Here is a 19,603-nt window from a genome sequence, read left to right as displayed (position 1 = left end):
CTTACTCATCGTCATTCTCAAGTTTCAGACCAGAGCTTGAAGCAGCATTACCGAAGGGAACAAGAACATTGAAAAAATTTAACTTAAGTAAACTGATTATTATCGCCCTTATTATCATTATCGCAGCGATGTCAGCAATTGTCATTTCAGCCAAAAATTTTAAATCAGATCGCGAGCCGTCAGCAATGACTCAAACAATTAATGACGGGACGGGCTTTGTTGACCGAGTACTTGCTGCTCCCATCCATTTTGTTCAAGACCGAGCAAATCAAGTTGGAAATTTACTGGCAACTTATAAACAAAATGCCAGCCTAAAAACACAACTTTCCCAATCCAAAGATGACGCCAATAAAGTCAAGGGACTTGAATCAGAAAATGCAGAGTTGAAAAAAGCGCTCAAACTTCAAGAAACACTGACGGATTATCAAACTGTCGCTGCCAATGTTATCACAAGGAATCCGACTTCTTGGAATGACACCTTAGTGATTGATCGTGGAAGTAATGATGGCTTAAAAACAGGCATGCTTGTCATGGCCAATGGTGGTGTTATTGGTCGAGTGACACAAGCTAATAAAAATAGCTCCAAAGTTTCATTATTAAGCTCTTCTAAAGGAATTGAAGATAAAATCCCTGTAAGATTAGGAAATGGAGATGCAGATGAAGCCACATACGGAATTCTTGCAGGCTATGATAGCCAACAAAAAGCTTATATCATTAGTCAGTTAACCACACAAGATAAATTTGCCAAAGGAAGTCAAGTCTTTACGAGTGGACTCGGAAGCGGAGAAAGTCCTCGTGATCTATTGATTGGTACAGTTCTTGGTGAAAAAGAAGATGAACAAGGTTTGAATCGCCAAATCTATGTGAAACCTGCCAGCAATCTTTATGACGTTCGTTTCGTTTTTGTTATCCAACGCATGATTGGGGGCAACTGATGAGCCGCTTTAGTTTCCAGTTTGCATCGCCGATTATTCTATTTGTTCTTCTTATATTAGATGGACAAATAACCCATATCTTGACCAGTTTTAGTGCAGGGATTTGGACACCGGTCAGTCATTTATTTTTAATTTTCCTTTTGTATAGCGTGACTCAACATCGACCAAGCTATATCTTGATTCTGGCTGCCTTTTTGGGCATCATTTATGATAGTTATTATCTAGGAATTTACGGAATCGCAACCTTATTGTTTCCGCTTATCGCCCTTTTCGTTTATAATATACAAAGTACTATATTTACAAATCGTTGGACCCGACTTTTCACAGTCATTATCATTGTAAGTGCTTTTGAAGTTTTCAGCGCGGCTATCACCGCAGCTTTCGGGTTTTCAAAACTTGATTTTGTTAATTTCGTGGTCTACCAATTAGCGCCAACACTTTTTCTTAATATTGTTCTTGCAGTCATCCTGCAATTTCCACTAGAAACTTTCTACAAGTTAAAGAAAAGTCACTAAAAAACACAAACGGAAACTGCATTGTAACAAAAGAGAAACAGTAAGCGCCATTAAGAATAGTATAATATAGTCATTCAACCGAACTCTATCAGGAGGAGAAGTAAAAATTATAGTTATGAAAAAAAGGATTATATCAGCAATCTTACTGTCAACAGTAGTATTAACTGCTGCAGCAGCTCCGGTATCAAACGTATTTGCAGATACTGACTCAGATATTGCAGCACAAGATGCGACGATTTCAAGCGCTCAATCAGCAAAGGCCCAAGCCCAAGCACAAGTTGATAGCTTGCAAGCAAAAGTTAACAGTTTACAACAAAAACAAGCGAGTACAAAAGCTGAAATCACTAAGATTGAAAATGAAGCTAAAGCACTCAATGCTCAAATTCAAGCATTGACAGAGAGCATTGCACAACGGACAAAAACCTTGGAAGCTCAAGCACGTAGCGCCCAAGTGAACAGTTCAGCAACAAACTATTTGGACGCAGTGGTCAACTCAAAATCTTTGACTGACGTTATTCAAAAAGTAACAGCTATCGCTACTGTTTCAAGCGCTAACAAACAAATGCTTGAACAACAAGAACAAGAGCAAAAAGAACTCAAACAAAAATCAGAAACGGTTAAAAAGAACTACAACCAGTTCGTAGCCCTCTCACAAAGTTTGAACTCACAAGCTCAAGAATTGACTTCACAACAAGCTGAACTTAAAGTAGCAACTTTGAACTATCAAGCAACAATTGCGACAGCTCAAGATAAGAAAGATTCATTGTTGGCGGAAAAAGCAGCAGCTCAAAAAGCAGCTCAAGAAGCAGCAGCGAAACAAGCAGCTTATGAAGCACAACAAAAGCAAGCTGCTCAAGCTCAAGCGGCATCAACAGCTGCGACCACTAAGGCAGTTGAACAAGCTACAAGCAGCTCAAGCTCAAGCAGCAACTCTTCTAGCTCAAGCTCAAACAGCAGTAGTTCATCAAGTTCAAGCAGCAATAGCTCATCAAGCTCAAATTCTAATTCTAATTCAAACAACAACAACAATAACAATACAACTGTTGTAACGCCTCCATCATCTGGTGGAAGCTCAGGAATCAATAGTACTCCTATCGGTAACCCTTATGCTGGTGGTGGATGTACAGACTACGTATGGCAACATTTTGCTGCCCAAGGTATCTATATCCGCAACATCATGCCTGGTAATGGTGGACAATGGGCTAGCAATGGACCTGCACAAGGAGTTCTCCACGTTGTAGGAGCTGCCCCTGGTGTTATTGCTTCAGGATTCTCTACTGACTTTGTTGGTTATGCTGGCTCACCATATGGTCACGTTGCTATCGTAACTGGTGTTAACTCTGATGGAACAATCAACGTCATCGAAGGCGGCTCTGGATTTGGATGGGGTCACACTCGTTCACACGTAAGTGCAGCTGGTGTTACTTTCTTGATGCCAAACTAGGCTACAATTTTCAAAATAAAAAATAGTGATTTGGTAAAGGGGACAATTTTTCCTTTTATCAAATCATTTTTTATTATTATGGTATAATAATAAGGAAAAATCATAAGGGGATACAATAAATGTGTGGAATTGTCGGCTTTATTGACCGAATGGAACAAACTGATAAATCAAAAACTTTGAAGGAAATGATGGATACTATTATTCACCGTGGACCAAGTAGTTCAGGTGAATTTGTAGATCAAGGTGCTGCGATTGGTTTTCGTCGTTTGAGTATCATTGACCTTGAAGGTGGCGATCAGCCCATTTTTAATGAAGATAAAACAAAACTGATTACTTTTAACGGTGAAATTTATAATTTCCGTGAATTGCGTGAAGATTTGTTGGCTAAAGGTCACGAATTTACAACGCACGCTGATACGGAAGTGCTTTTACATGGCTACGAAGAATATGGTGTTGAACTCCTGCAAAAACTACGTGGGATGTTTGCTTTCGTTATTTGGGATAGAGAAAAACAAGAACTGTTTGGTGCTCGTGACCATTTTGGCATCAAACCACTTTACTATGCTCAAATGAATGGGACTTTCATGTATGGCTCAGAAATTAAGAGCTTTTTGAAGCACCCCAATTTCAAAAAAGAGCTGAATAAGGAAGCGCTCAAACCTTACATGACTTTCCAATATTCAGCCTTGGATGAAACGTTCTTTAAAGGTGTTTTCCGCATTAAAGAAGGGCATTACTTTACCTACAAAGATGGCGTTTTAGACATTCAACCTTATTGGGATATGAAGGTGGATGAAAAAAATATTAGCTTAGATCAATCTATTGATTTGATTGACAAGACTGTTGTAGGCTCTGTTGAGGCTCATAAGTTTGCTGATGTGGAAGTCGGGGCATTTGTATCAAGTGGGGTGGACTCAAGCTACGTGGCTTCTACATTGCGTCCAGAACACACTTACTCGATTGGTTTTGGTCAAGGGACTTTCAATGAATCAAAACAAGCTAAACAATTGACAGACATGATTGGTTTGAATAATACTTCTCGTGAAATTCATGGGGATGAGGCCTTCAGACATTTTCCACAAATTCAATATTATTTGGATGAGCCAGATTCAAATCCATCTTGTGTCCCTTTGTTCTTCCTTGCAGAACTTGCAGCGCGTGATGTACGCGTGGTGATGTCTGGTGAAGGTGCAGATGAACTTTTTGCGGGCTATGAGTCATACGGATTCAGTACAAATTCTCGTGCTGTCCGGGTTCTTGCTGAAGGCTTGAAAAAATTACCTAAAGCCATGCGTTTTTCAATTGCTCGTGGGATTGAACATAAACATTTTAAAGGTCAAAAACATCTGTACGAATCTCTAGCGCCTGCGGAAGATTTCTTCATTGGACAAGCTAAAGTTTTTGATGAAGCTGAATCTGTTCAACTTTTAAAAGACGAATTCAAATCTGCACCAACAGTGAAAGAGATTGTTGGTAAAACTTATAAAAATGCCCCAGAAGGCTCTGAGTTGCGTAAAATGCAGTATCTTGATATGCACCAATGGATGCCGGGAGATATTTTGCTCAAAGCAGATAAGATGTCAATGGCTCACTCGCTGGAATTGCGTGTGCCACTCTTGGATATTGAGTTGATGCATACGGCGGAGCAAATTCCTTCAAAATATCTATTGAATGAACATAATACGAAATATGCTTTCCGTCAAGCTGCCCGTCGTCATTTGCCTGAAGAATGGTCAAACCGTAAAAAACTTGGCTTCCCAGTACCAATCAAAGATTGGTTGAGAGAAGAAAAGTATTATAAAGTAGTTCGTCAATTATTTGAACAAGAATTCGTGTCTGAGTTCTTTGAACAAGATAAAATCTTGAAAATGTTGGACGATAATTTTGCGGGCAAAAATGATGCCCGTCGCCACCTTTGGACCATTTATTCATTTTTGACGTGGTATGATGTTTACTTTATCCATAATGGCGAGAAACCTGCAGTAGTTAATTTTTAGAGGAGTTTTTTGTGTCTCACAATATAGAGTTTCAACCGATTTTACTAGGATCTGATATCAACGTTTATGGAATGGCGCGGTCATTTCATGAAGAATTTGGTGTCACTTCGATTGCTTTGAGTGCTTCTGAGTTGGCACCCACTAAATTTTCAAAAATTGTTGCTGTGCAAAGTCATCCGCATTTTGATCAAGAGGAAACTTTTATTAAAGTGTTGCGTGATTTTGCGGCGAGTCATCAAAATGATAAGACAAAATATCTTTTGGTTGCTTGTGGCGATGGCTATGCTTTGATGACTTCCAAACATCGGGAAGAATTATCTGAGTTTTTTGAAGTCCCATACATTGACTATTCACTTTACCGAAAATTAGAAAATAAACCTGATTTTTACGAGATTTGTGAACAGTATCATCTGCCTTATCCTAAAACAGTTTTGGTCACTCCTGAGTCAGAAATTGATGTTTTAGTTGATGGATTAACTTTTTCTTACCCAATGATTTTGAAACCAGGAAATTCAATTTCTTATTTGGAAGTGCAGTTTGAAGGGCAAAAGAAAGCTTTCACGATTGCGGACAGTGATGAAATGAAGCTCATGCTTCATCGTTGTTATGAAGCGGGTTACCCTGATGAGATGATTATTCAGGACTTTATCCCTGGTGGCGATGAAAATATGCGCGTGCTCAATGCTTATGTGGATAAAAATCACAAGGTGCGGATGATGTGTCTGGGACATCCTTTGCTGGAAGACCCAAGTCCTAAGTCTATTGGGAATTACGTGGCGATTTTGCCGGACTATAATGAAGCTGTTTATCAACAAATTCAAGATTTTTTGGAAAAGATTGAATATACTGGCTTTGCTAATTTTGACATGAAATATGACCCGCGTGATGGTTCTTATAAGCTATTTGAAATCAACTTGCGCCAAGGACGAAGCTCGTTTTATGTGACTTTGAACGGTTATAATCTGACACGTTATTTGGTGGCGGATCGTATCTTCAATGAACCTTTCACAGAGACAATTTATGGTAAAGGTTCAAAACTTTGGCTAGGTGTGCCAAAAAAAGTATTACTTAAATATGTTAACCCTGATTTTAAAGCTGAAATTCGTCGCTTTATCCGGACAGGTAATCATGGGACGACCTTATTTTACAGTAAGGATAACTCGCCTAAGCGTTATCTTTTGATGAAATATGCTTTTCATCGCTATATTGGGGCTTTTAAGGAATATTTTCGTAAATAATAAAAAATAAAAAGATGAGAAGAGGGAAGCCTGATGGAAAATTTCTTTACAATCTTGGGAGGAATGGGGACTCTTGCAACAGAGAGTTTTGTTCATACGTTAAATCGACGAACGGATGCTCATCGGGATCAGGATTATTTGAATTATATTGTCGTTAATCATGCGACGATTCCTGATCGGACGGAATTTATCAAGAATCCTTCTTTGGAAAATCCAGAAGAGAAGTTGATTGAGGATATTAAGATTCATAGCCAATTGGCTCCGGAATTCTTTGTGATTCCTTGTAATACGGCTCATTATTATTTTGAGGAGATGCAAAAGTCAACAAAGATTCCGATTTTGCATATGCCAAGAATTGCAGTGGAAGCAATTGGGGAGAATTTTCCAACGGCTAAGCGAATTGCTGTATTAGCAACTGAAGGAACGATTTTGACGGGTGTTTATCGTGAAGAATTGGAAGCTCAGGGCTATGAGGGGGTCATTCCTGATGAGGCATTGCAAGAAAAAGTGAATCGCTTGATTTATCAAGAGGTAAAAGAAAATAAAAACTTGAATTTTGAGCTTTATCATGAAATTTTGGCCGATGTAGCGTTGAAAATGGACTGTGAAGTAACAATTTTAGGGTGTACAGAGTTGTCAGTCTTGTATGAAACTTATGATTTGGCAGGGGAGTTTAATATTATTGATGCGCAGGCTGAAACGGTGCATCGTACCTTGTTGATGATGGGGAAAGAAGATTTACTAGATGAGCACAAATAAGAAAAAACGTTTAAAGAAAAAGTATAGTCTCATTCTTTTATTTATCGGTTTTCTTGCGGTTTTTATCGTATTAGAATTTGTTTTTAATCCTAAAAATGATGGGAATGATAAGACAACAATAGCTTCAAAAACTTTCACTAAGACGGATAATTCGGGAAAATGTGATTATGTTTTGATGAAAACGGGAAATATCAATCAGATAAAGATTGGGGCTTATCAGGCTTGTGAGACGGTTTCTCTTTATAATGCACTCGTTTACTTCGGGAAAACTCAGGGGCAATCTGCGGAGGATTTAATCAATGATTTGCCTTTAGTTGGCTGGGGTGGAGATCCGGATAGTGGTTATGCGGGAGATCCGTGGACGGCTAATGAGGATATTCCTGATGGTGGATTTCCTACGATTTGGCCGGAGGCATTGATGGCTTTTGCGCAATCTAAAGGGCTTACGGTTGCTAATCTTTCGGGGCAAAGTTTGGATGTGATTAAGGCGAGCGTCTTGAAGGAACATATCGTTGAGATGTGGGTCACAATTGATTTTGCAACGCCAGCTATTACTTATACGGATTATTATGGGCATGAGGTTGTAGCGAATACGCACGCGGTGCTTTTGGATGGCTATGATGTCAAGAAAAAAGAATTTCATGTGACAGATCCGATTAAGGGAAAATATTGGTTGGATGAAGCGACTGTGGGTGCGATTTATGGTTCTGTTGCAAAGTTTGAAATTTTAAAATAACGTTTCTGCCCCGTGTTCCTCTTAAGCTGTTATTCCCATTAAAATTTTTATTTCAGTAGAGACCGAAAAGCCGAAGAGCGTTCCATTTCTTCGGTTCTTTTTGTATATTCCTCGAATGGTCTCCATGCCCTTAATCGTGGTTGAGGCAGTCCGGAGACTTCGATAAAATTTATTGCGACGTTTGACTGGTCTATGATCTTGCTCAATTAAGTTATTGAGATATTTCACGGTTCGATGCTCTGTTTTGGTGTATAACCCATTTCTCTGTAACTTTCTAAATGCAGAGCCAATAGAGGGTGCTTTATCAGTTACGATGACTCTAGGTTGTCCAAACTGTTTATGGAGCCTTTTTAAGAAAGCATACGCCGCCTGCGTGTCTCGTTTCTTTCGTAACCAGATATCTAAGGTTAAACCGTCCGCATCAATTGCTCGATAGAGATAATGCCAACGACCTTTGATTTTAATATAGGTTTCATCCATTTTCCACGAATAGAAGGACTGTCTATTTTTCTTTTTCCAGAGATGATAGAGCACTTTACTGTATTCTTGAACCCAACGATAAATCGTAGTGTGACAAACATTTATTCCACGGTCATAAAGCAATTCCTGAACTTCACGATAGCTCAGATTGTAACGGAGGTAGTAACCTACTGCGACAATAATCACATCTTTTTGGAATTGTTTGCCCTTAAAATGATTCATTTGGAACCCCTCGCTCTCTTTTCCCTTCCATTTTATAATAAATCTAGAAAACTTGGAAACTTCGCAACAGAACCCGATTTATCAAGGGACAAATCAGTTTGCACTTGAGTTTTTAGGATGAAATTAGCACTCTTGTAAAAAGAGTGCTAATTTTTTTGCTAAAAGGGAAAAAACGTGGTAAAATAGTGCTATTGAAAAATTGATTGTGTAAAGGAAGTGAGGAATTTAGAAATGAATAATACTGAATATTATGAACGTCTGGGCGTTGACAAAAATGCGAGCCAAGATGAAATTAAAAAAGCCTATCGTAAAATGTCCAAAAAGTATCACCCTGATTTGAATAAGGATGCGGGGGCTGAGGATAAATATAAAGAGGTTCAAGAAGCTTACGAAACGCTATCTGATGAGCAAAAACGGGCGGCTTATGACCAATATGGCGAAGCTGGAGCCAATGGTGGCTTTGGCGGCGGCGGTTTCGGTGGGGGCAGTGGATTTTCTGGCTTCGGCGGAGCTGGTGGTTTTGGTGGCTTTGAGGATATTTTCTCAAGCTTCTTTGGCGGTGGTGGCGCACAGGTCAATCCGAATGCTCCACGGCAGGGGGATGATTTGCAATATCGCATCAATCTGAAGTTTGAAGAAGCTATTTTTGGTGTGGAAAAACAAGTGAAATACACTCGTGAAGAATTGTGTCACACTTGTGCGGGATCTGGTGCCAAGGCGGGTACTCATGCTGAAACTTGTCACAAATGTGGCGGCCGTGGCCAAATTAATATTGTCCGTGATACACCTTTGGGTCGGATGCAAACACAAGCGGTTTGTGATGTCTGCCAAGGAACTGGTAAAGAAATTAAGGAAAAATGTACAACTTGTCATGGATCTGGTCATGAAAAAGTGGCGCACACAGTTAAGGTGACAGTGCCTGCTGGTGTGGAAACTGGACAAAAAATGCGTCTGCAAGGTCAAGGTGATGCAGGGGTTAATGGTGGCCCTTACGGTGATTTGTATGTGGTCTTCCAAGTGGAAGCTTCGGATAAATTTGAGCGTGATGGCTCAGAAATTTACTACAAGATGCCGATGGACTTTGTGCAAGCGGCGCTTGGTGATGAAGTGGAAGTACCAACGGTACATGGCAATGTCAAACTGAAAATTCCTGCTGGTACGCAAACTGGGGCTAATTTCCGTTTGAAAGGTAAAGGAGCACCAAAATTGCGTGGTTCTGGCAATGGCGACCAATATGTTATCATCAATATTGTGACGCCTAAGAGCTTGAATACAGCGCAAAAAGAGGCTTTGCAAGCTTTCGCCAAGGCTAGCGGAATTGAAGTCGCTGGTTCAGGTAAAAAAGGATTCTTTGATAAATTCAAATAAGTAAAAAGTCGCTTTGGCGGCTTTTTTTGCTGACAATGTTGGTTACGTCAGCAAATTCTCTGAGCATTTTTGTTTGTCTGGGGCAAAATTGATTTACGTCAGTAAATTCTCCCAAGAGAAAATGCTGACGGAATGCTCTGCTGAGGTTTTAAGGAAAAAAACAGGTTTTTTGCTGATATTTTGGTATAATAAGGGCATGAAAATTGATAATTATAAGCCTGATTTTTTGGTAGAAGCTGTCTATCAATTACATCCACAGCGTTTGAAAGATTTAGGGATTCGTACGGTAATGGTGGATTTGGACAATACTTTGATTGCTTGGAATAATCCAGATGGCACGCCAGAACTTTTGGCTTGGCTTTCTGAGATGCGCGAAAATGGTTTAAAAGTGATTGTGGTATCTAATAATAAGCGGGAGCGTGTGGCACGCGCTGTGGAAAAGTTTGGTGTGGAGTACATCTGGCGCGCCCTGAAGCCTTTTTCTTGGGGCATCAAAAAAGCGCTCAAACGGTTTGATGAACGTCCTGAAAATGCAGTCATGGTCGGGGATCAGCTGATGACGGATGTTCGTGCGGCTCATCGTGCGGGTGTGCGCAGCATTTTGGTGAAGCCTTTGGTTGAATCCGATGCTTGGAGTACGCAAGTCAATCGTTGGCGTGAGCGGCGGGTGTGGAAAAAAATAATCGCACGTGATGGAGCCCCAATCTGGAAAAAAGGGCTGTAAAATCAACTAAGTCTCCATAGGAGGCTTTTTTTGTTAGAGAAAATGCTGACGGAATGTTAGCGCGGTTTACGTCAGTAAATTCTCCACTGTGGAAAAACTAATTCACAGCAAAATGCTTGAATTTATCGGGATCGTCCTGATTTTTTTGCAAAGTTTTCCACAAAACCAGCAGTCCTTTCCACAAATTTGTGGAAAACTGTGTAAAAGTCTGGGGAAAACTTAAGTGAAAATAAAAAAACTGACTCCAAAAGTCAGCTTTTCCATCTTATTTTTCGTAATAGCCTCGTTCGCGATACCACAAATCAGGCTGCCACGCCCATTTGCGACCGTCTTTGGCGAGTAAATCGAAGGCGGCATCAGGCCCCATAGTACGCGCAGCATAAGTTGGCAAAGGCGCATTGTCCTCATCCCAAGCGTTGCGAATCACGTCAATCAATTCCCACGCACGAGCGGCTTCTTCCCAGTGGGAGAAGTTTGTCCCGTCACCATTGAGAACATCAAGGAAAAGTTTCTCATAAGCTTCTGGAGAATTTCCTAAAAATTCGCTATCGTGGCGGAAACTTAGGCGCAAAGGCTCTAAGTGGAAACCTTGTCCTGCGGCTTTACCATTGACTGAAAGAGAGAAGCCTTCGGTCGGTTGAATGTAAATGGTCAGAACATTTTGAGCAGGCTCATCGTCGCAATTGCCAGCGAATAAATTTTCTGAATCTTGTTTAAACACAATGTTGATGCGCGTGCCCTTTTCCGTCATTCGTTTGCCAGAACGCACGTAAAAAGGGACGCCAGACCAGCGTTCGTTGTCAATCAAGAACTTTCCAGCAGCGAAAGTTTCTGTCCGACTATCTACCGCCACAGAATCTTCAGCCCGGTAAGCGGCGTAAGCTTCACCGTCAAAATTTCCAGCGACATATTGACCACGCACAAAATTTTCCAAGGCTTCTTCTGGAGAATATTGACGCATTGCCTTGAGTGCTTTGACTTTTTCAGTGACAATATGATTTTCGTCAAATTTTTCAGGTTTTTCCATGGCAATCAAACTTAGCACTTGCAGCACGTGGTTTTGAATCATGTCTTTCAAAGCACCAGAAGTTTCGTAGTAGCCACCCCGATCTTCTACGCCGATAAATTCAGCAAAGGTAATCTGCACATTATCAATATGTTGATTATTCCACAGCGATTCAAAAATTGGATTAGCAAAGCGCACGGCAGAAACAGCCTGAATCATTTCCTTACCTAAATAATGGTCAATTCGGAAAATTTGTTCTTCACTGAAGACCTTGGCCAAACTGTCATTGAGTGCTTTAGCACTGTCAAAGCTTGTCCCAAAAGGTTTCTCGATGACAATACGTTCGAAACCTTCGCCAGTTAAGATGTCTTGACTCTTAAGATGCTCAGCAATTGTTCCAAAAAATTGAGGGGCCATCGCCAAAAAGAAAACCTGATTTCCCGCAGTCTTATACTGCTGACGCAATTTTTCGCCCAAATTTTTCAAATTGATATAGTGCGAGCTGTCGCCCACATCGTGACTTTGATAATAAAAATGATTGGCAAAATCCTGCGCTTGCGTTTTTGAACTCATCAAATCTTTGATGGAATCAAAAACGACTTCCCGATAAAATTCATCTGTCCAGGGTCTTCTGGCAGTACCAATCACCGCAAAATTTTCAGCCAATTCGCCCTTTTTGAAAAGACGAAAAAGAGAAGGATAGAGCTTACGTTTTGCCAAATCACCAGTTGCTCCAAAAATGGTGAAAAGGACTTGTTTTTGTTCGGTCATTTATTTTTCCTGATTCTAAAAAATTTTGGAAGCAGAGAATTTACTGACGAAATGCTGACGATCTGCCAAAAAATTTTCGTCAGCAAATTCTCTAGCCGTTGGCGTTACTTTCATTGACATAATCATGAGCGTACTGCTCAATGTCAGCTTGAAGTTGAGCTTTCATCTCTTGAAATTCAGCTTCGCTATAATCACGCTCTGCAATTTTAGCATTATAAAAAGGAATCGCTAATTCACTACGCAGACGTTGTTCAAGTTCTTGTCTATTCATTTTTTTCCTCCGTAAAAATGCTTCGTAAATTTTTGTGAAACATCAATCTTTAGTAAAATTATATCATAAAATCCGGGCGGATAAAGAAGAGAACCTCCAAGACTTAATCAAAGGAGAGTGCAGCATTGAGCAGAATTTGGTAAAATAGAGGAAGATTGGAGAAATTATTATGTCTTTATTAGCTTTTACGCTCTCTATGTTGCTTTTGGGCTTCGTAGCAGGGACATTTGGCTCTATTTTGGGGCTTGGCGGTGGAATTATTATCACGCCGATTATTACGACCTTCTTTGGCGTTGACATCAAATATGCAATTGGCGCAAGTATTGTCGCTGTGATTGCGACAAGTTCGGGGGCTGCGATTTCTTATCTGAAAGACGATATGATTAACGTTCGTGCAGCCATGTTTTTGGAAATTTTCACGACCGTTGGAGGATTGATTGGCGCTGTGCTGGCTGGATTTTTTGACGGTACCGTTTTAAACGTCTTATTTGGCTGTCTCCTGATTTTCCAAGGCTACAATATGTGGAAAAAACTGCATAAAGGTGAGGAAGTCCTTCAGAATGCCCAGGCTGACAAAATCTCAGAAAAACTCAAGCTCAATTCGAGTTACTACGACAAACAGTTGAACAAAGAGATTCCCTATCAAGTCGAAAAAGTACCCGGTGGTGCAGCAATCATGCTCGGAGCGGGCGTTGCTTCAGGACTTTTGGGTATCGGCTCAGGAGCTTTCAAAGTTTTGGCCATGGATTCAATGATGAAAATGCCACTCAAAGCTTCCACAGCAACCTCAAACCTGATGATTGGCGTCACTGCAGCTGCCTCCGCCACGGTTTATTTTTTCAATGGCTACGTTAATCCCAGCTTAGCTGGCCCTCTTGCCATCGGAATCGTTGCTGGTGCTGCGGTTGGCTCAAAAATTATGCCCAAATTACCTGCTAAAACCATTCGAATCATCTTTATTCCTGTGATTTTGATTATGGCTATTCAAATGTTACTCAAAGGATTGGGGGTTTCGCTTTAAATGAAAAATAAAGAAATGACCAAAGAAGAACTGCTCCAAATTGAGCGAAATATCGGAAAAATTCTCCGCGTAGGTGTTTTTATCAGTGCCGTTGTCATTATTATCGGTATCCTTATGTTTGTTGTGAGCGGCCACTCTGGTTACCCAGAAGGCATCTGGCCGGACAAATTTAACGAAATTTTGACTGGTTTAGTCGAATTTAGAGCGTTAGCTTGGCTGATGGCTGGTCTCTTTTTACTCATTCTAACACCAGTCTTGCGGGTTGTTGCCTCGATCATTTCCTTTACTAAAGAAGGAGATAAACTTTATGTCATCATCACAAGCTTGGTACTCATCATCTTAATCATCGCCATGATTATCGGTCACGGTGGTGCATAAAAAAAGAACTGACGAATTGTCAGTTTTTTTATCACCTAAATCTCTAAATATTGAGAAAAAAACCAGAGGCAAAAGCCTACTTTGAAACTTGCAATTTTAGCATGAAACTGTTATCATAGAAAAAGATTAGCTAAGCACCATTAAAATTTTTGTTTGGCTGAGTGCAGCATGGGGAAGTGGTGGAATGGCAGACACGCATGCTTCAGGTGCATGTGCGAGAAATCGCGTGAGGGTTCAAATCCCTTCTTCCCCATAACGAATAAATAAAAGGGCGGTTGGCAGGTTGCTAGTCGTTTTTTGTATTTTTTAAAAGCAATGGAGAGATAATGACGAGATTAACAAAAGATGAATTACAAAAAATGATTGATGAAAATCCATTACAATCTTTATCAAGTATTGGCGAGGCAACAGGAAATTCTCGAGTTGCCATTGAAAAATTATTAAAAACCTATCAATTGGACGCTTACCGCAATCAAAAAATCAAACGATTACGGGGTGAAAAAGCTCGAAAGCGTCGAGATTACCAAAACTAATTTCTATCAGCAAGCGAGCTTTCCACTAAAATCACAAATTAAGGAGACAAAGATGTCTAAAATTGCATTTATCGGAACAGGGGTTATGGGTGCTGCTATGGCAGGACACTTGTTAGACGCAGGTCACGAATTGACCGTTTATAATCGTACAAAATCAAAAACTGACGCATTAGTTGCGCGTGGCGCAGTGTATGCTGAAACGCCACAAGCAGCGGCAACAGCGGCTGATTTTGTCATTACCATTGTCGGCTATCCCAAAGATGTCCGCGAAGTCTATTTTGGTGAGGTCGGCATCTTCCAAAATGACCTTTCTGGCAAAATATTGATCGATATGACGACGACAGAGCCAACATTGGCCAAAGAAATTTATGAAAAAGCTCAAAAAGTTGGTGCACAAGCGCTTGACGCCCCGGTATCTGGTGGGGATTTGGGAGCAAAAAATGGTACGCTGACTATTATGGTTGGTGGAGATGACGCTGCTTTCCAAAAAGCTCTCCCTTTATTTGAAAAAATGGGTAAAACCATTATGCTACAAGGTTCTGCTGGCTCCGGTCAACACACCAAAATGGCCAATCAAATCGGGATTGCAGGCACCATGACAGCAATGTCTGAGCTGATGGTCTATGCTGATAAAGCGGGACTCGATATGGAAAAAGTCCTCGTTACCCTTGGCGGAGGTGGCGCATCAACTTGGTCGCTGACGAACTATGCACCACGGATTTTGAAAGAAGATTATAGCCCAGGATTTTTCGTCAAGCACTTTATCAAAGATTTAGGAATTGCTCTTGCAGAAGCTGAAAAAATGGGATTAGAGTTGCCCGCAACAGCTGGTGCTAAAAAACTCTATGATCAACTTGCTGATAAGGGCTTTGAGAATGATGGCACCCAAGCACTTATTAAACTTTGGTGGCAAGACGGTGCGCGTCCTAAATAAAAAGAAGTAAAGAAAGTTACTGGTAACTCCATCAGTCATTTTCAATAATAAAAAACGTAGCCCTAGAGCTACGTTTTTTTATCTTATTGGATTTCAATTCGACGATTATTTTCGGATTGTACTGTTTTTGGCAGGTTGAGCGTCAAAACACCACCGTCATATTTAGCTGTAATATTATCGCGTTCAACATTTGGTAAGTGGTAAGAACGACTGTAAGAGCCATAGTAACGTTCGCTGTGAATGATTTCACCCGCATCGTTTTTTTCTTCGGTCGCTTGTTCTTGTTTACCTGAAACACTCAACATTCCATTTTCATATTCAATGTTGATATTTTCTTTTTTCAAACCAGGCAAATCAATTTTCACGCTGTAAGCCGTATCTGATTCGGAAACATCAGTTTTCATCGTCATTTGACGGTTAGAAGCAGGAAAATCAAAGCCATGTTTGAAGAGATTTCGACCGAAATGATTAAAGAAATCATCTCCAAAATCCATCAAGTTGTTTTGATTGTTCATCAAATCGTTTGACATTGTAATACCTCCTCTAATTTTAAGATGAGCCTGATTGCTTTAAACTTAGAAATTGAGAAAATTGTAGCTCCAAACAAAAAGTGAAGCTTTCAATTGACTTTGTTTCCTTGCTTTGAGGCGAACAAACTCAAATTATCTTTTGGGTTTTCTTATCTCAACCCTACATTATCTATTATAGTCAGTATTGGTCAGAGTGTCAAAAGAAAAGCTCAAAAAATTAGCACTCTGACTAAAAGAGTGCTAATTTGATTATGAGTTTCTAGAAAATTTGAAAGTTAGCTTGATTTTAGGGTCAACAGCCTTGAAAATCGTAGTATAATATTTTTGAGCTGCGCTATCTAGGGAAGAGGTATACTGTTTAAGATATCTTTCCTGTTTACTAGTCGACAAAGCCTTCGTTACAAGTGCACCAGTATCAATGTTTTGGGTTGAATAACTAAGGAGTTCACCACTCGAATCATAAAGATTGTAAGGGTGCTTTTTGTCTAACTTAGTACCGATAAAGGAGTACCTTGGAATTGTAATTTCATAGCTCGTTTTACCAGTGGATTTAATTTTTGCCGGTGAACTAATCCCTAACTTTGCTTCATAGTTTAAAATGATGATTGCCTTTTTTTCGGTCAGAGGGACTCCAATTTCGGTCCAAGGAATTTTTGTATTATTTTTTTGAGTTTCAACATTTTGAATACCAACAGCAAGAAAAACTGTTTCATCTTCTTGTTTGATGTATTTTACCGTAGAATATGAGGCATTTTGTGACTCATTTTTTGTTGTGGTGCGACCAACCCAATAGGCAGCGACACCACCCATAAAGATGAGGATGACAATCCAGAGGTAAACTCGCAAGGACAAAAATTTAAACAAGGGTAATTTTTTCATAGGATCTCCGTTTTACTTTCAAATGTTGGTTGCTAGACTTCATTTTATTTTCCTCATTCCTATAAATGCTATAATTCCAACGACTATAGCTAAAATAGGATTTAGGAATAAAAGTCCTATCATAATCAAAATTGCAATGATTAGCAAAATATTTTTCACATTAATTCTCCTAGAAAATAAATTTAGTAACAGATTTTATTGTAACCTAAACTATTTTTCTAGTCAAACGGGAGCTTGTGAACTACTGCAAAGGAACTTTATACGTATCAACCGTTTGAAAATCTCTTTGCAACTGTATAGCAACAGGGTCACTTGTATTTTCGAGTTCAAAAGGATAATAGCCAGAAATTGTGCCATTGGGATTGATATTATCTTGCAGGTGATTTTCAGGGGCGTCAAGTGACATCATGGCGAAGTCCAAATCGTTAGAGGTATTTGTTGAGAGTTGTTGAACGCGTGCTAATTGCTGAAAGAGAATTTGAGAAACTGCAGTGTCATCGCCCTTGTTAGTCAATGTGAAGTAGACGCAAAAAGCAGGTTTTCCATTGTAATCATTAGTGATTTCGGTTTTGTCAATTTTCAATATACCGTCATCACTTGTGAAGGTATGTGTCGAATCATCCCAGCCACTATCACTAGATAAGCTGTCTGTACCCGAATCATCATAATTTGTATCTCGTGATAAAAAATTAATAGATTGACAGATTTTTGCGAAATCAGACTGATAATTTTTGTAAGTATTGTTTGGCGTAGCTATCATAAAGCTTAGTAGACCTTCAGCGACATCGGCTACAACAAGTTCGCCTTGATAATCTTTCTCGTCCATTGTGAAAGAAATATTCCAAGCATAGTTATTATCAGAAGACTTGTTTTCACCTGTAGCCTTGAAGTTTTTAAAATCAGGGGTGGATTTCAAACCAGAAATATAGGCTTCACGTGAGCTTTGGTCCATAATAGTTTCATCAGTTTTTGCGAATCGAGTTAACATCATGCCTTCTTTTGGATAGAAGTATTTTACGGCGCTACCATCTTTTCCGTCTTTTTCTTTCCAAGAAGCTGGAACTTTAAAGTCTGTATTGTGTAAAGTATAATTTTTAGTCTTTTCCACGGCACTAGTCTTGTAAGAACTAGATTTCACAGTGTTTTTTGATGAAGTATTTCCGCAAGCGACAAGTAAACTTAGCGATAGCAGTGTTGTGCCAACTAGTAAAAATTTTTTCATTTTATTCTCCTTGAAATTGTTATTCAACTTTGCCATTCATGAGATAAATCCCGAGTACATCTGCAGCTTTACTTTTAACTTTAATCGTTACCGTATCGCCTTTTTGGATACCTTTAATATCAGTTTTACTGATGTAGAAAGCGATATCATCTCCTGCACGGACTGAGTAAAATCCAGAAGCAGCTGAAACATCAGTTACTTTAAAACGGACGGTTTTTCCTGTGAGGTTTTCGTTGTCATCTAGGGCTTTTTGAAAGGTCTCTACAGAAGGGTAATCGGTATGGTGGCTGAGAGCGGTCATGCTATACGCTAGGGGAACGGATAAAAACGAGATAATAAGAGCTAGAATCAACAGAGTTTTCCCACCTTGCTTATTTTTTGTTATAAAGATAATCGCTAGAAGAACACCGATTATCCCAAGTGGTAAAGAAAGGGCACGGATGCCGTCGAAAAAGCTGAGAATCATCGATGAGATACCGATTACTAAGCAAAGATAGTTCATATTGAGTTTTTTCATAAAATTTTCTCCAAATTTAATTTTGTATCTACTTTCATTATATTTTAAATCAAGGTTAAAATCAAGTTCAGGGCAACTGTTTAACTAAAAGGCAACTTTTCTTTGTTACTCTTAATAAAAAAGGAGTGAAAAAATGGGAATGGAGTATTTTGGCGATAAGCTGCGGGCTTTACGCATGGAAAAAAAGATGACTCAAAACGAGTTGGCGACTTTGTTGGGCGTGGTTGGTGCTTCGGTTTCTTCTTATGAGATCAGCCGAAAATATCCGTCTATTGAGATTTTGATTAAAATCTGTCAGATTTTTGATGTTTCTGCTGACTATTTGTTGGGTTTTTCGGATGATAAAGCTTTTAATACGGCGACTTTGACGGATGAACAACTTCAGATTGTCTTGCGCTTAGTTGGTGAATTTGAACAATTGAATGCTTTAAGAGAAAACACTGACGAATAGATAAATAAAAGAGAGAAAATGCTGACGTAATAGTCCCAGTTGATTGATAGGTTGCGTCAGCATTTTTTCTATATGGAAACCGCAAGTTTTACAACTCCTATGATGAAAGGAGCTTTCATCATGAAAAAATCTATTGACGTAAGTGGGCTTACAGTCTCACAAGTGGCACTGATTGAACAAATTATTGCGGCATTTAAAGAAAAGAAACAAGAAAAATGAAAAACAGGAATCTGAAACACTCAGGTTCCTTTTTGGTGCAAAGTGAATCTTGGACTGAAAAGTGATATAATATGAGCTAGAATATGCGAAAATGGGGACTCTTATGACCTATGATGAAACGGTTGAACAGCTTGTTAAAAAAATTGAAAGTCTAGATTATGTTCAAGATTTTCAAAAGGCGGAGTCAGCTTTGAGAGCTGAAAGTTCACTTTTTGAGGCTCAAGAGGAAATGAAGAAACTGCAAAAAGAGGCGGTTTTGTATCAAAAAATCGGGAAAATGGAAGCTTATAAAGCAACTTCCCAAGCGGCTCAAAAAATTGAAAAGCAGCTGAAGCAGCATCCGTTGGTAGAAAATTACGTCAGTAAATTAGAAAATGTGAATGATTTGATTCAGCATATTACTGGTGAAATTGAGCAAAAAGTAAATGCTTTGTTGGAAAGCAATAAATAAAT

22 protein-coding genes and 1 tRNA gene are annotated in these 19,603 nt (G+C 39.5%); 16 read left to right on the top strand and 7 right to left on the bottom strand.

Annotated features, from left to right (window positions below; all coding sequences use genetic code 11):
* Positions 1–68: 68 nt before the first annotated feature.
* The 7 genes from mreC to EQJ87_RS07895 all read left to right on the top strand — a co-directional run bounded on the left by mreC (position 69) and on the right by EQJ87_RS07895 (position 7,624).
* Positions 69–935, top strand: a complete 867-nt coding sequence (mreC, locus tag EQJ87_RS07925; protein WP_130124621.1) for a rod shape-determining protein MreC — start codon at positions 69–71, stop codon at positions 933–935.
* Positions 935–1,450 (top strand): rod shape-determining protein MreD, encoded by a 516-nt coding sequence (mreD, locus tag EQJ87_RS07920; protein ID WP_130124099.1) that lies wholly within the window; start codon positions 935–937, stop codon positions 1,448–1,450. Before mreC ends, mreD begins: the two co-directional genes overlap by 1 nt.
* Before the next feature lie 115 nt (positions 1,451–1,565).
* A complete protein-coding gene (locus EQJ87_RS07915; protein WP_130124098.1) occupies positions 1,566–2,894 on the top strand; it encodes a CHAP domain-containing protein in 1,329 nt (442 codons plus the stop codon).
* Positions 2,895–3,013: 119 nt separating this feature from the next.
* Positions 3,014–4,891, top strand: a complete 1,878-nt coding sequence (gene asnB / locus EQJ87_RS07910) for an asparagine synthase (glutamine-hydrolyzing) (RefSeq protein ID WP_130124097.1) — start codon at positions 3,014–3,016, stop codon at positions 4,889–4,891.
* Positions 4,892–4,902: 11 nt separating this feature from the next.
* Positions 4,903–6,129, top strand: a complete 1,227-nt coding sequence (locus EQJ87_RS07905) for a carboxylate--amine ligase (RefSeq protein WP_130124096.1) — start codon at positions 4,903–4,905, stop codon at positions 6,127–6,129.
* Positions 6,130–6,162: 33 nt separating this feature from the next.
* Positions 6,163–6,888 (top strand): aspartate/glutamate racemase family protein, encoded by a 726-nt coding sequence (locus EQJ87_RS07900; protein WP_130124095.1) that lies wholly within the window; start codon positions 6,163–6,165, stop codon positions 6,886–6,888.
* The gene (locus EQJ87_RS07895) at positions 6,875–7,624 is read left to right on the top strand and encodes a C39 family peptidase (protein ID WP_130124094.1); all 750 of its coding nucleotides are present in this window, start codon (positions 6,875–6,877) and stop codon (positions 7,622–7,624) included. The genes EQJ87_RS07900 and EQJ87_RS07895 overlap by 14 nt, the downstream gene beginning before the upstream one ends.
* Before the next feature lie 21 nt (positions 7,625–7,645).
* Here the strand turns inward: EQJ87_RS07895 and EQJ87_RS07890 are convergent, their stop codons facing one another.
* A complete protein-coding gene (locus EQJ87_RS07890; RefSeq protein WP_130122782.1) occupies positions 7,646–8,326 on the bottom strand; it encodes an IS6 family transposase in 681 nt (226 codons plus the stop codon).
* 231 nt (positions 8,327–8,557) lie between these two features.
* Between EQJ87_RS07890 and dnaJ the strand changes: the two genes are divergently transcribed.
* Complete coding sequence (gene dnaJ / locus EQJ87_RS07885) at positions 8,558–9,694, top strand: molecular chaperone DnaJ (RefSeq protein WP_130124093.1); 1,137 nt, start codon at positions 8,558–8,560, stop codon at positions 9,692–9,694.
* 196 nt (positions 9,695–9,890) lie between these two features.
* Positions 9,891–10,418 carry a YqeG family HAD IIIA-type phosphatase gene (locus EQJ87_RS07880; protein WP_130124620.1) on the top strand — a complete coding sequence of 176 codons (528 nt, stop codon included), beginning with the start codon at positions 9,891–9,893 and terminating at the stop codon, positions 10,416–10,418.
* 265 nt (positions 10,419–10,683) lie between these two features.
* Here EQJ87_RS07880 and zwf read toward each other — a convergent pair whose 3' ends face one another.
* Positions 10,684–12,195 (bottom strand): glucose-6-phosphate dehydrogenase, encoded by a 1,512-nt coding sequence (gene zwf / locus EQJ87_RS07875; protein ID WP_130124092.1) that lies wholly within the window; start codon positions 12,193–12,195, stop codon positions 10,684–10,686.
* Positions 12,196–12,286: 91 nt separating this feature from the next.
* On the bottom strand, positions 12,287–12,466 hold the full coding sequence (locus EQJ87_RS07870; RefSeq protein ID WP_130124091.1) for a hypothetical protein: 180 nt from the start codon (positions 12,464–12,466) through the stop codon (positions 12,287–12,289).
* A gap of 169 nt (positions 12,467–12,635) precedes the next feature.
* Here EQJ87_RS07870 and EQJ87_RS07865 point away from each other — a divergent pair, with 169 nt between their 5' ends.
* The 5 genes from EQJ87_RS07865 (at position 12,636) to EQJ87_RS07845 (ending at position 15,332) form a co-directional block, all read left to right on the top strand.
* Complete coding sequence (locus EQJ87_RS07865; protein WP_130124090.1) at positions 12,636–13,487, top strand: sulfite exporter TauE/SafE family protein; 852 nt, start codon at positions 12,636–12,638, stop codon at positions 13,485–13,487.
* On the top strand, positions 13,488–13,865 hold the full coding sequence (locus EQJ87_RS07860; RefSeq protein WP_130124089.1) for a DUF1634 domain-containing protein: 378 nt from the start codon (positions 13,488–13,490) through the stop codon (positions 13,863–13,865).
* 170 nt (positions 13,866–14,035) lie between these two features.
* A tRNA-Leu gene (locus tag EQJ87_RS07855) sits at positions 14,036–14,118 on the top strand.
* A gap of 73 nt (positions 14,119–14,191) precedes the next feature.
* Positions 14,192–14,398, top strand: coding sequence for a hypothetical protein (locus EQJ87_RS07850; protein ID WP_130124088.1), 207 nt, complete (start codon positions 14,192–14,194; stop codon positions 14,396–14,398).
* A 37-nt stretch (positions 14,399–14,435) separates the two neighbouring features.
* Positions 14,436–15,332, top strand: a complete 897-nt coding sequence (locus EQJ87_RS07845; RefSeq protein WP_255411633.1) for an NAD(P)-dependent oxidoreductase — start codon at positions 14,436–14,438, stop codon at positions 15,330–15,332.
* A gap of 83 nt (positions 15,333–15,415) precedes the next feature.
* Here EQJ87_RS07845 and EQJ87_RS07840 read toward each other — a convergent pair whose 3' ends face one another.
* The 4 genes from EQJ87_RS07840 to EQJ87_RS07825 form a co-directional block, all read right to left on the bottom strand.
* Complete coding sequence (locus tag EQJ87_RS07840; RefSeq protein ID WP_130124086.1) at positions 15,416–15,862, bottom strand: Hsp20/alpha crystallin family protein; 447 nt, start codon at positions 15,860–15,862, stop codon at positions 15,416–15,418.
* Positions 15,863–16,111: 249 nt separating this feature from the next.
* On the bottom strand, positions 16,112–16,741 hold the full coding sequence (locus tag EQJ87_RS07835; RefSeq protein ID WP_130124085.1) for a DUF4230 domain-containing protein: 630 nt from the start codon (positions 16,739–16,741) through the stop codon (positions 16,112–16,114).
* Between the two features lie 241 nt (positions 16,742–16,982).
* The gene (locus EQJ87_RS07830; RefSeq protein ID WP_190289061.1) at positions 16,983–17,963 is read right to left on the bottom strand and encodes a DUF5067 domain-containing protein; all 981 of its coding nucleotides are present in this window, start codon (positions 17,961–17,963) and stop codon (positions 16,983–16,985) included.
* 19 nt (positions 17,964–17,982) lie between these two features.
* Positions 17,983–18,480: a hypothetical protein gene (locus tag EQJ87_RS07825; RefSeq protein ID WP_130124083.1), complete on the bottom strand. Its 498-nt coding sequence runs from the start codon at positions 18,478–18,480 to the stop codon at positions 17,983–17,985.
* Positions 18,481–18,613: 133 nt separating this feature from the next.
* Here EQJ87_RS07825 and EQJ87_RS07820 point away from each other — a divergent pair, with 133 nt between their 5' ends.
* Positions 18,614–18,931 carry a helix-turn-helix domain-containing protein gene (locus EQJ87_RS07820; RefSeq protein WP_130124082.1) on the top strand — a complete coding sequence of 106 codons (318 nt, stop codon included), beginning with the start codon at positions 18,614–18,616 and terminating at the stop codon, positions 18,929–18,931.
* 322 nt (positions 18,932–19,253) lie between these two features.
* Positions 19,254–19,601 (top strand): YlbF family regulator, encoded by a 348-nt coding sequence (locus EQJ87_RS07815; protein ID WP_130124081.1) that lies wholly within the window; start codon positions 19,254–19,256, stop codon positions 19,599–19,601.
* Positions 19,602–19,603 lie beyond the last annotated feature (2 nt).

This window comes from Lactococcus sp. S-13 (assembly GCF_004210295.1).
In the GTDB taxonomy this organism is placed as follows: domain Bacteria; phylum Bacillota; class Bacilli; order Lactobacillales; family Streptococcaceae; genus Lactococcus.
Note: the sequence above shows the minus strand (reverse complement) of the source record. Positions and strands in the feature narration are given on the sequence as shown.

Excerpts from the sequence above, each read along its gene's own strand:
- dnaJ (WP_130124093.1), top strand. The coding sequence starts at position 8,558 with ATGAATAATACTGAATATTATGAACGTCTGGGCGTTGACAAAAATGCG.
- EQJ87_RS07815 (WP_130124081.1), top strand. The coding sequence starts at position 19,254 with ATGACCTATGATGAAACGGTTGAACAGCTTGTTAAAAAAATTGAAAGT.
- EQJ87_RS07895 (WP_130124094.1), top strand. The coding sequence starts at position 6,875 with ATGAGCACAAATAAGAAAAAACGTTTAAAGAAAAAGTATAGTCTCATT.
- zwf (WP_130124092.1), bottom strand. The coding sequence starts at position 12,195 with ATGACCGAACAAAAACAAGTCCTTTTCACCATTTTTGGAGCAACTGGT.
- EQJ87_RS07850 (WP_130124088.1), top strand. The coding sequence starts at position 14,192 with ATGACGAGATTAACAAAAGATGAATTACAAAAAATGATTGATGAAAAT.
- EQJ87_RS07915 (WP_130124098.1), top strand. The coding sequence starts at position 1,566 with ATGAAAAAAAGGATTATATCAGCAATCTTACTGTCAACAGTAGTATTA.
- asnB (WP_130124097.1), top strand. The coding sequence starts at position 3,014 with ATGTGTGGAATTGTCGGCTTTATTGACCGAATGGAACAAACTGATAAA.
- EQJ87_RS07880 (WP_130124620.1), top strand. The coding sequence starts at position 9,891 with ATGAAAATTGATAATTATAAGCCTGATTTTTTGGTAGAAGCTGTCTAT.
- EQJ87_RS07870 (WP_130124091.1), bottom strand. The coding sequence starts at position 12,466 with ATGAATAGACAAGAACTTGAACAACGTCTGCGTAGTGAATTAGCGATT.
- EQJ87_RS07835 (WP_130124085.1), bottom strand. The coding sequence starts at position 16,741 with ATGAAAAAATTACCCTTGTTTAAATTTTTGTCCTTGCGAGTTTACCTC.
- EQJ87_RS07865 (WP_130124090.1), top strand. The coding sequence starts at position 12,636 with ATGTCTTTATTAGCTTTTACGCTCTCTATGTTGCTTTTGGGCTTCGTA.
- EQJ87_RS07860 (WP_130124089.1), top strand. The coding sequence starts at position 13,488 with ATGAAAAATAAAGAAATGACCAAAGAAGAACTGCTCCAAATTGAGCGA.
- EQJ87_RS07830 (WP_190289061.1), bottom strand. The coding sequence starts at position 17,963 with ATGAAAAAATTTTTACTAGTTGGCACAACACTGCTATCGCTAAGTTTA.
- EQJ87_RS07890 (WP_130122782.1), bottom strand. The coding sequence starts at position 8,326 with ATGAATCATTTTAAGGGCAAACAATTCCAAAAAGATGTGATTATTGTC.
- EQJ87_RS07820 (WP_130124082.1), top strand. The coding sequence starts at position 18,614 with ATGGGAATGGAGTATTTTGGCGATAAGCTGCGGGCTTTACGCATGGAA.
- EQJ87_RS07900 (WP_130124095.1), top strand. The coding sequence starts at position 6,163 with ATGGAAAATTTCTTTACAATCTTGGGAGGAATGGGGACTCTTGCAACA.
- EQJ87_RS07825 (WP_130124083.1), bottom strand. The coding sequence starts at position 18,480 with ATGAAAAAACTCAATATGAACTATCTTTGCTTAGTAATCGGTATCTCA.
- EQJ87_RS07840 (WP_130124086.1), bottom strand. The coding sequence starts at position 15,862 with ATGTCAAACGATTTGATGAACAATCAAAACAACTTGATGGATTTTGGA.
- mreD (WP_130124099.1), top strand. The coding sequence starts at position 935 with ATGAGCCGCTTTAGTTTCCAGTTTGCATCGCCGATTATTCTATTTGTT.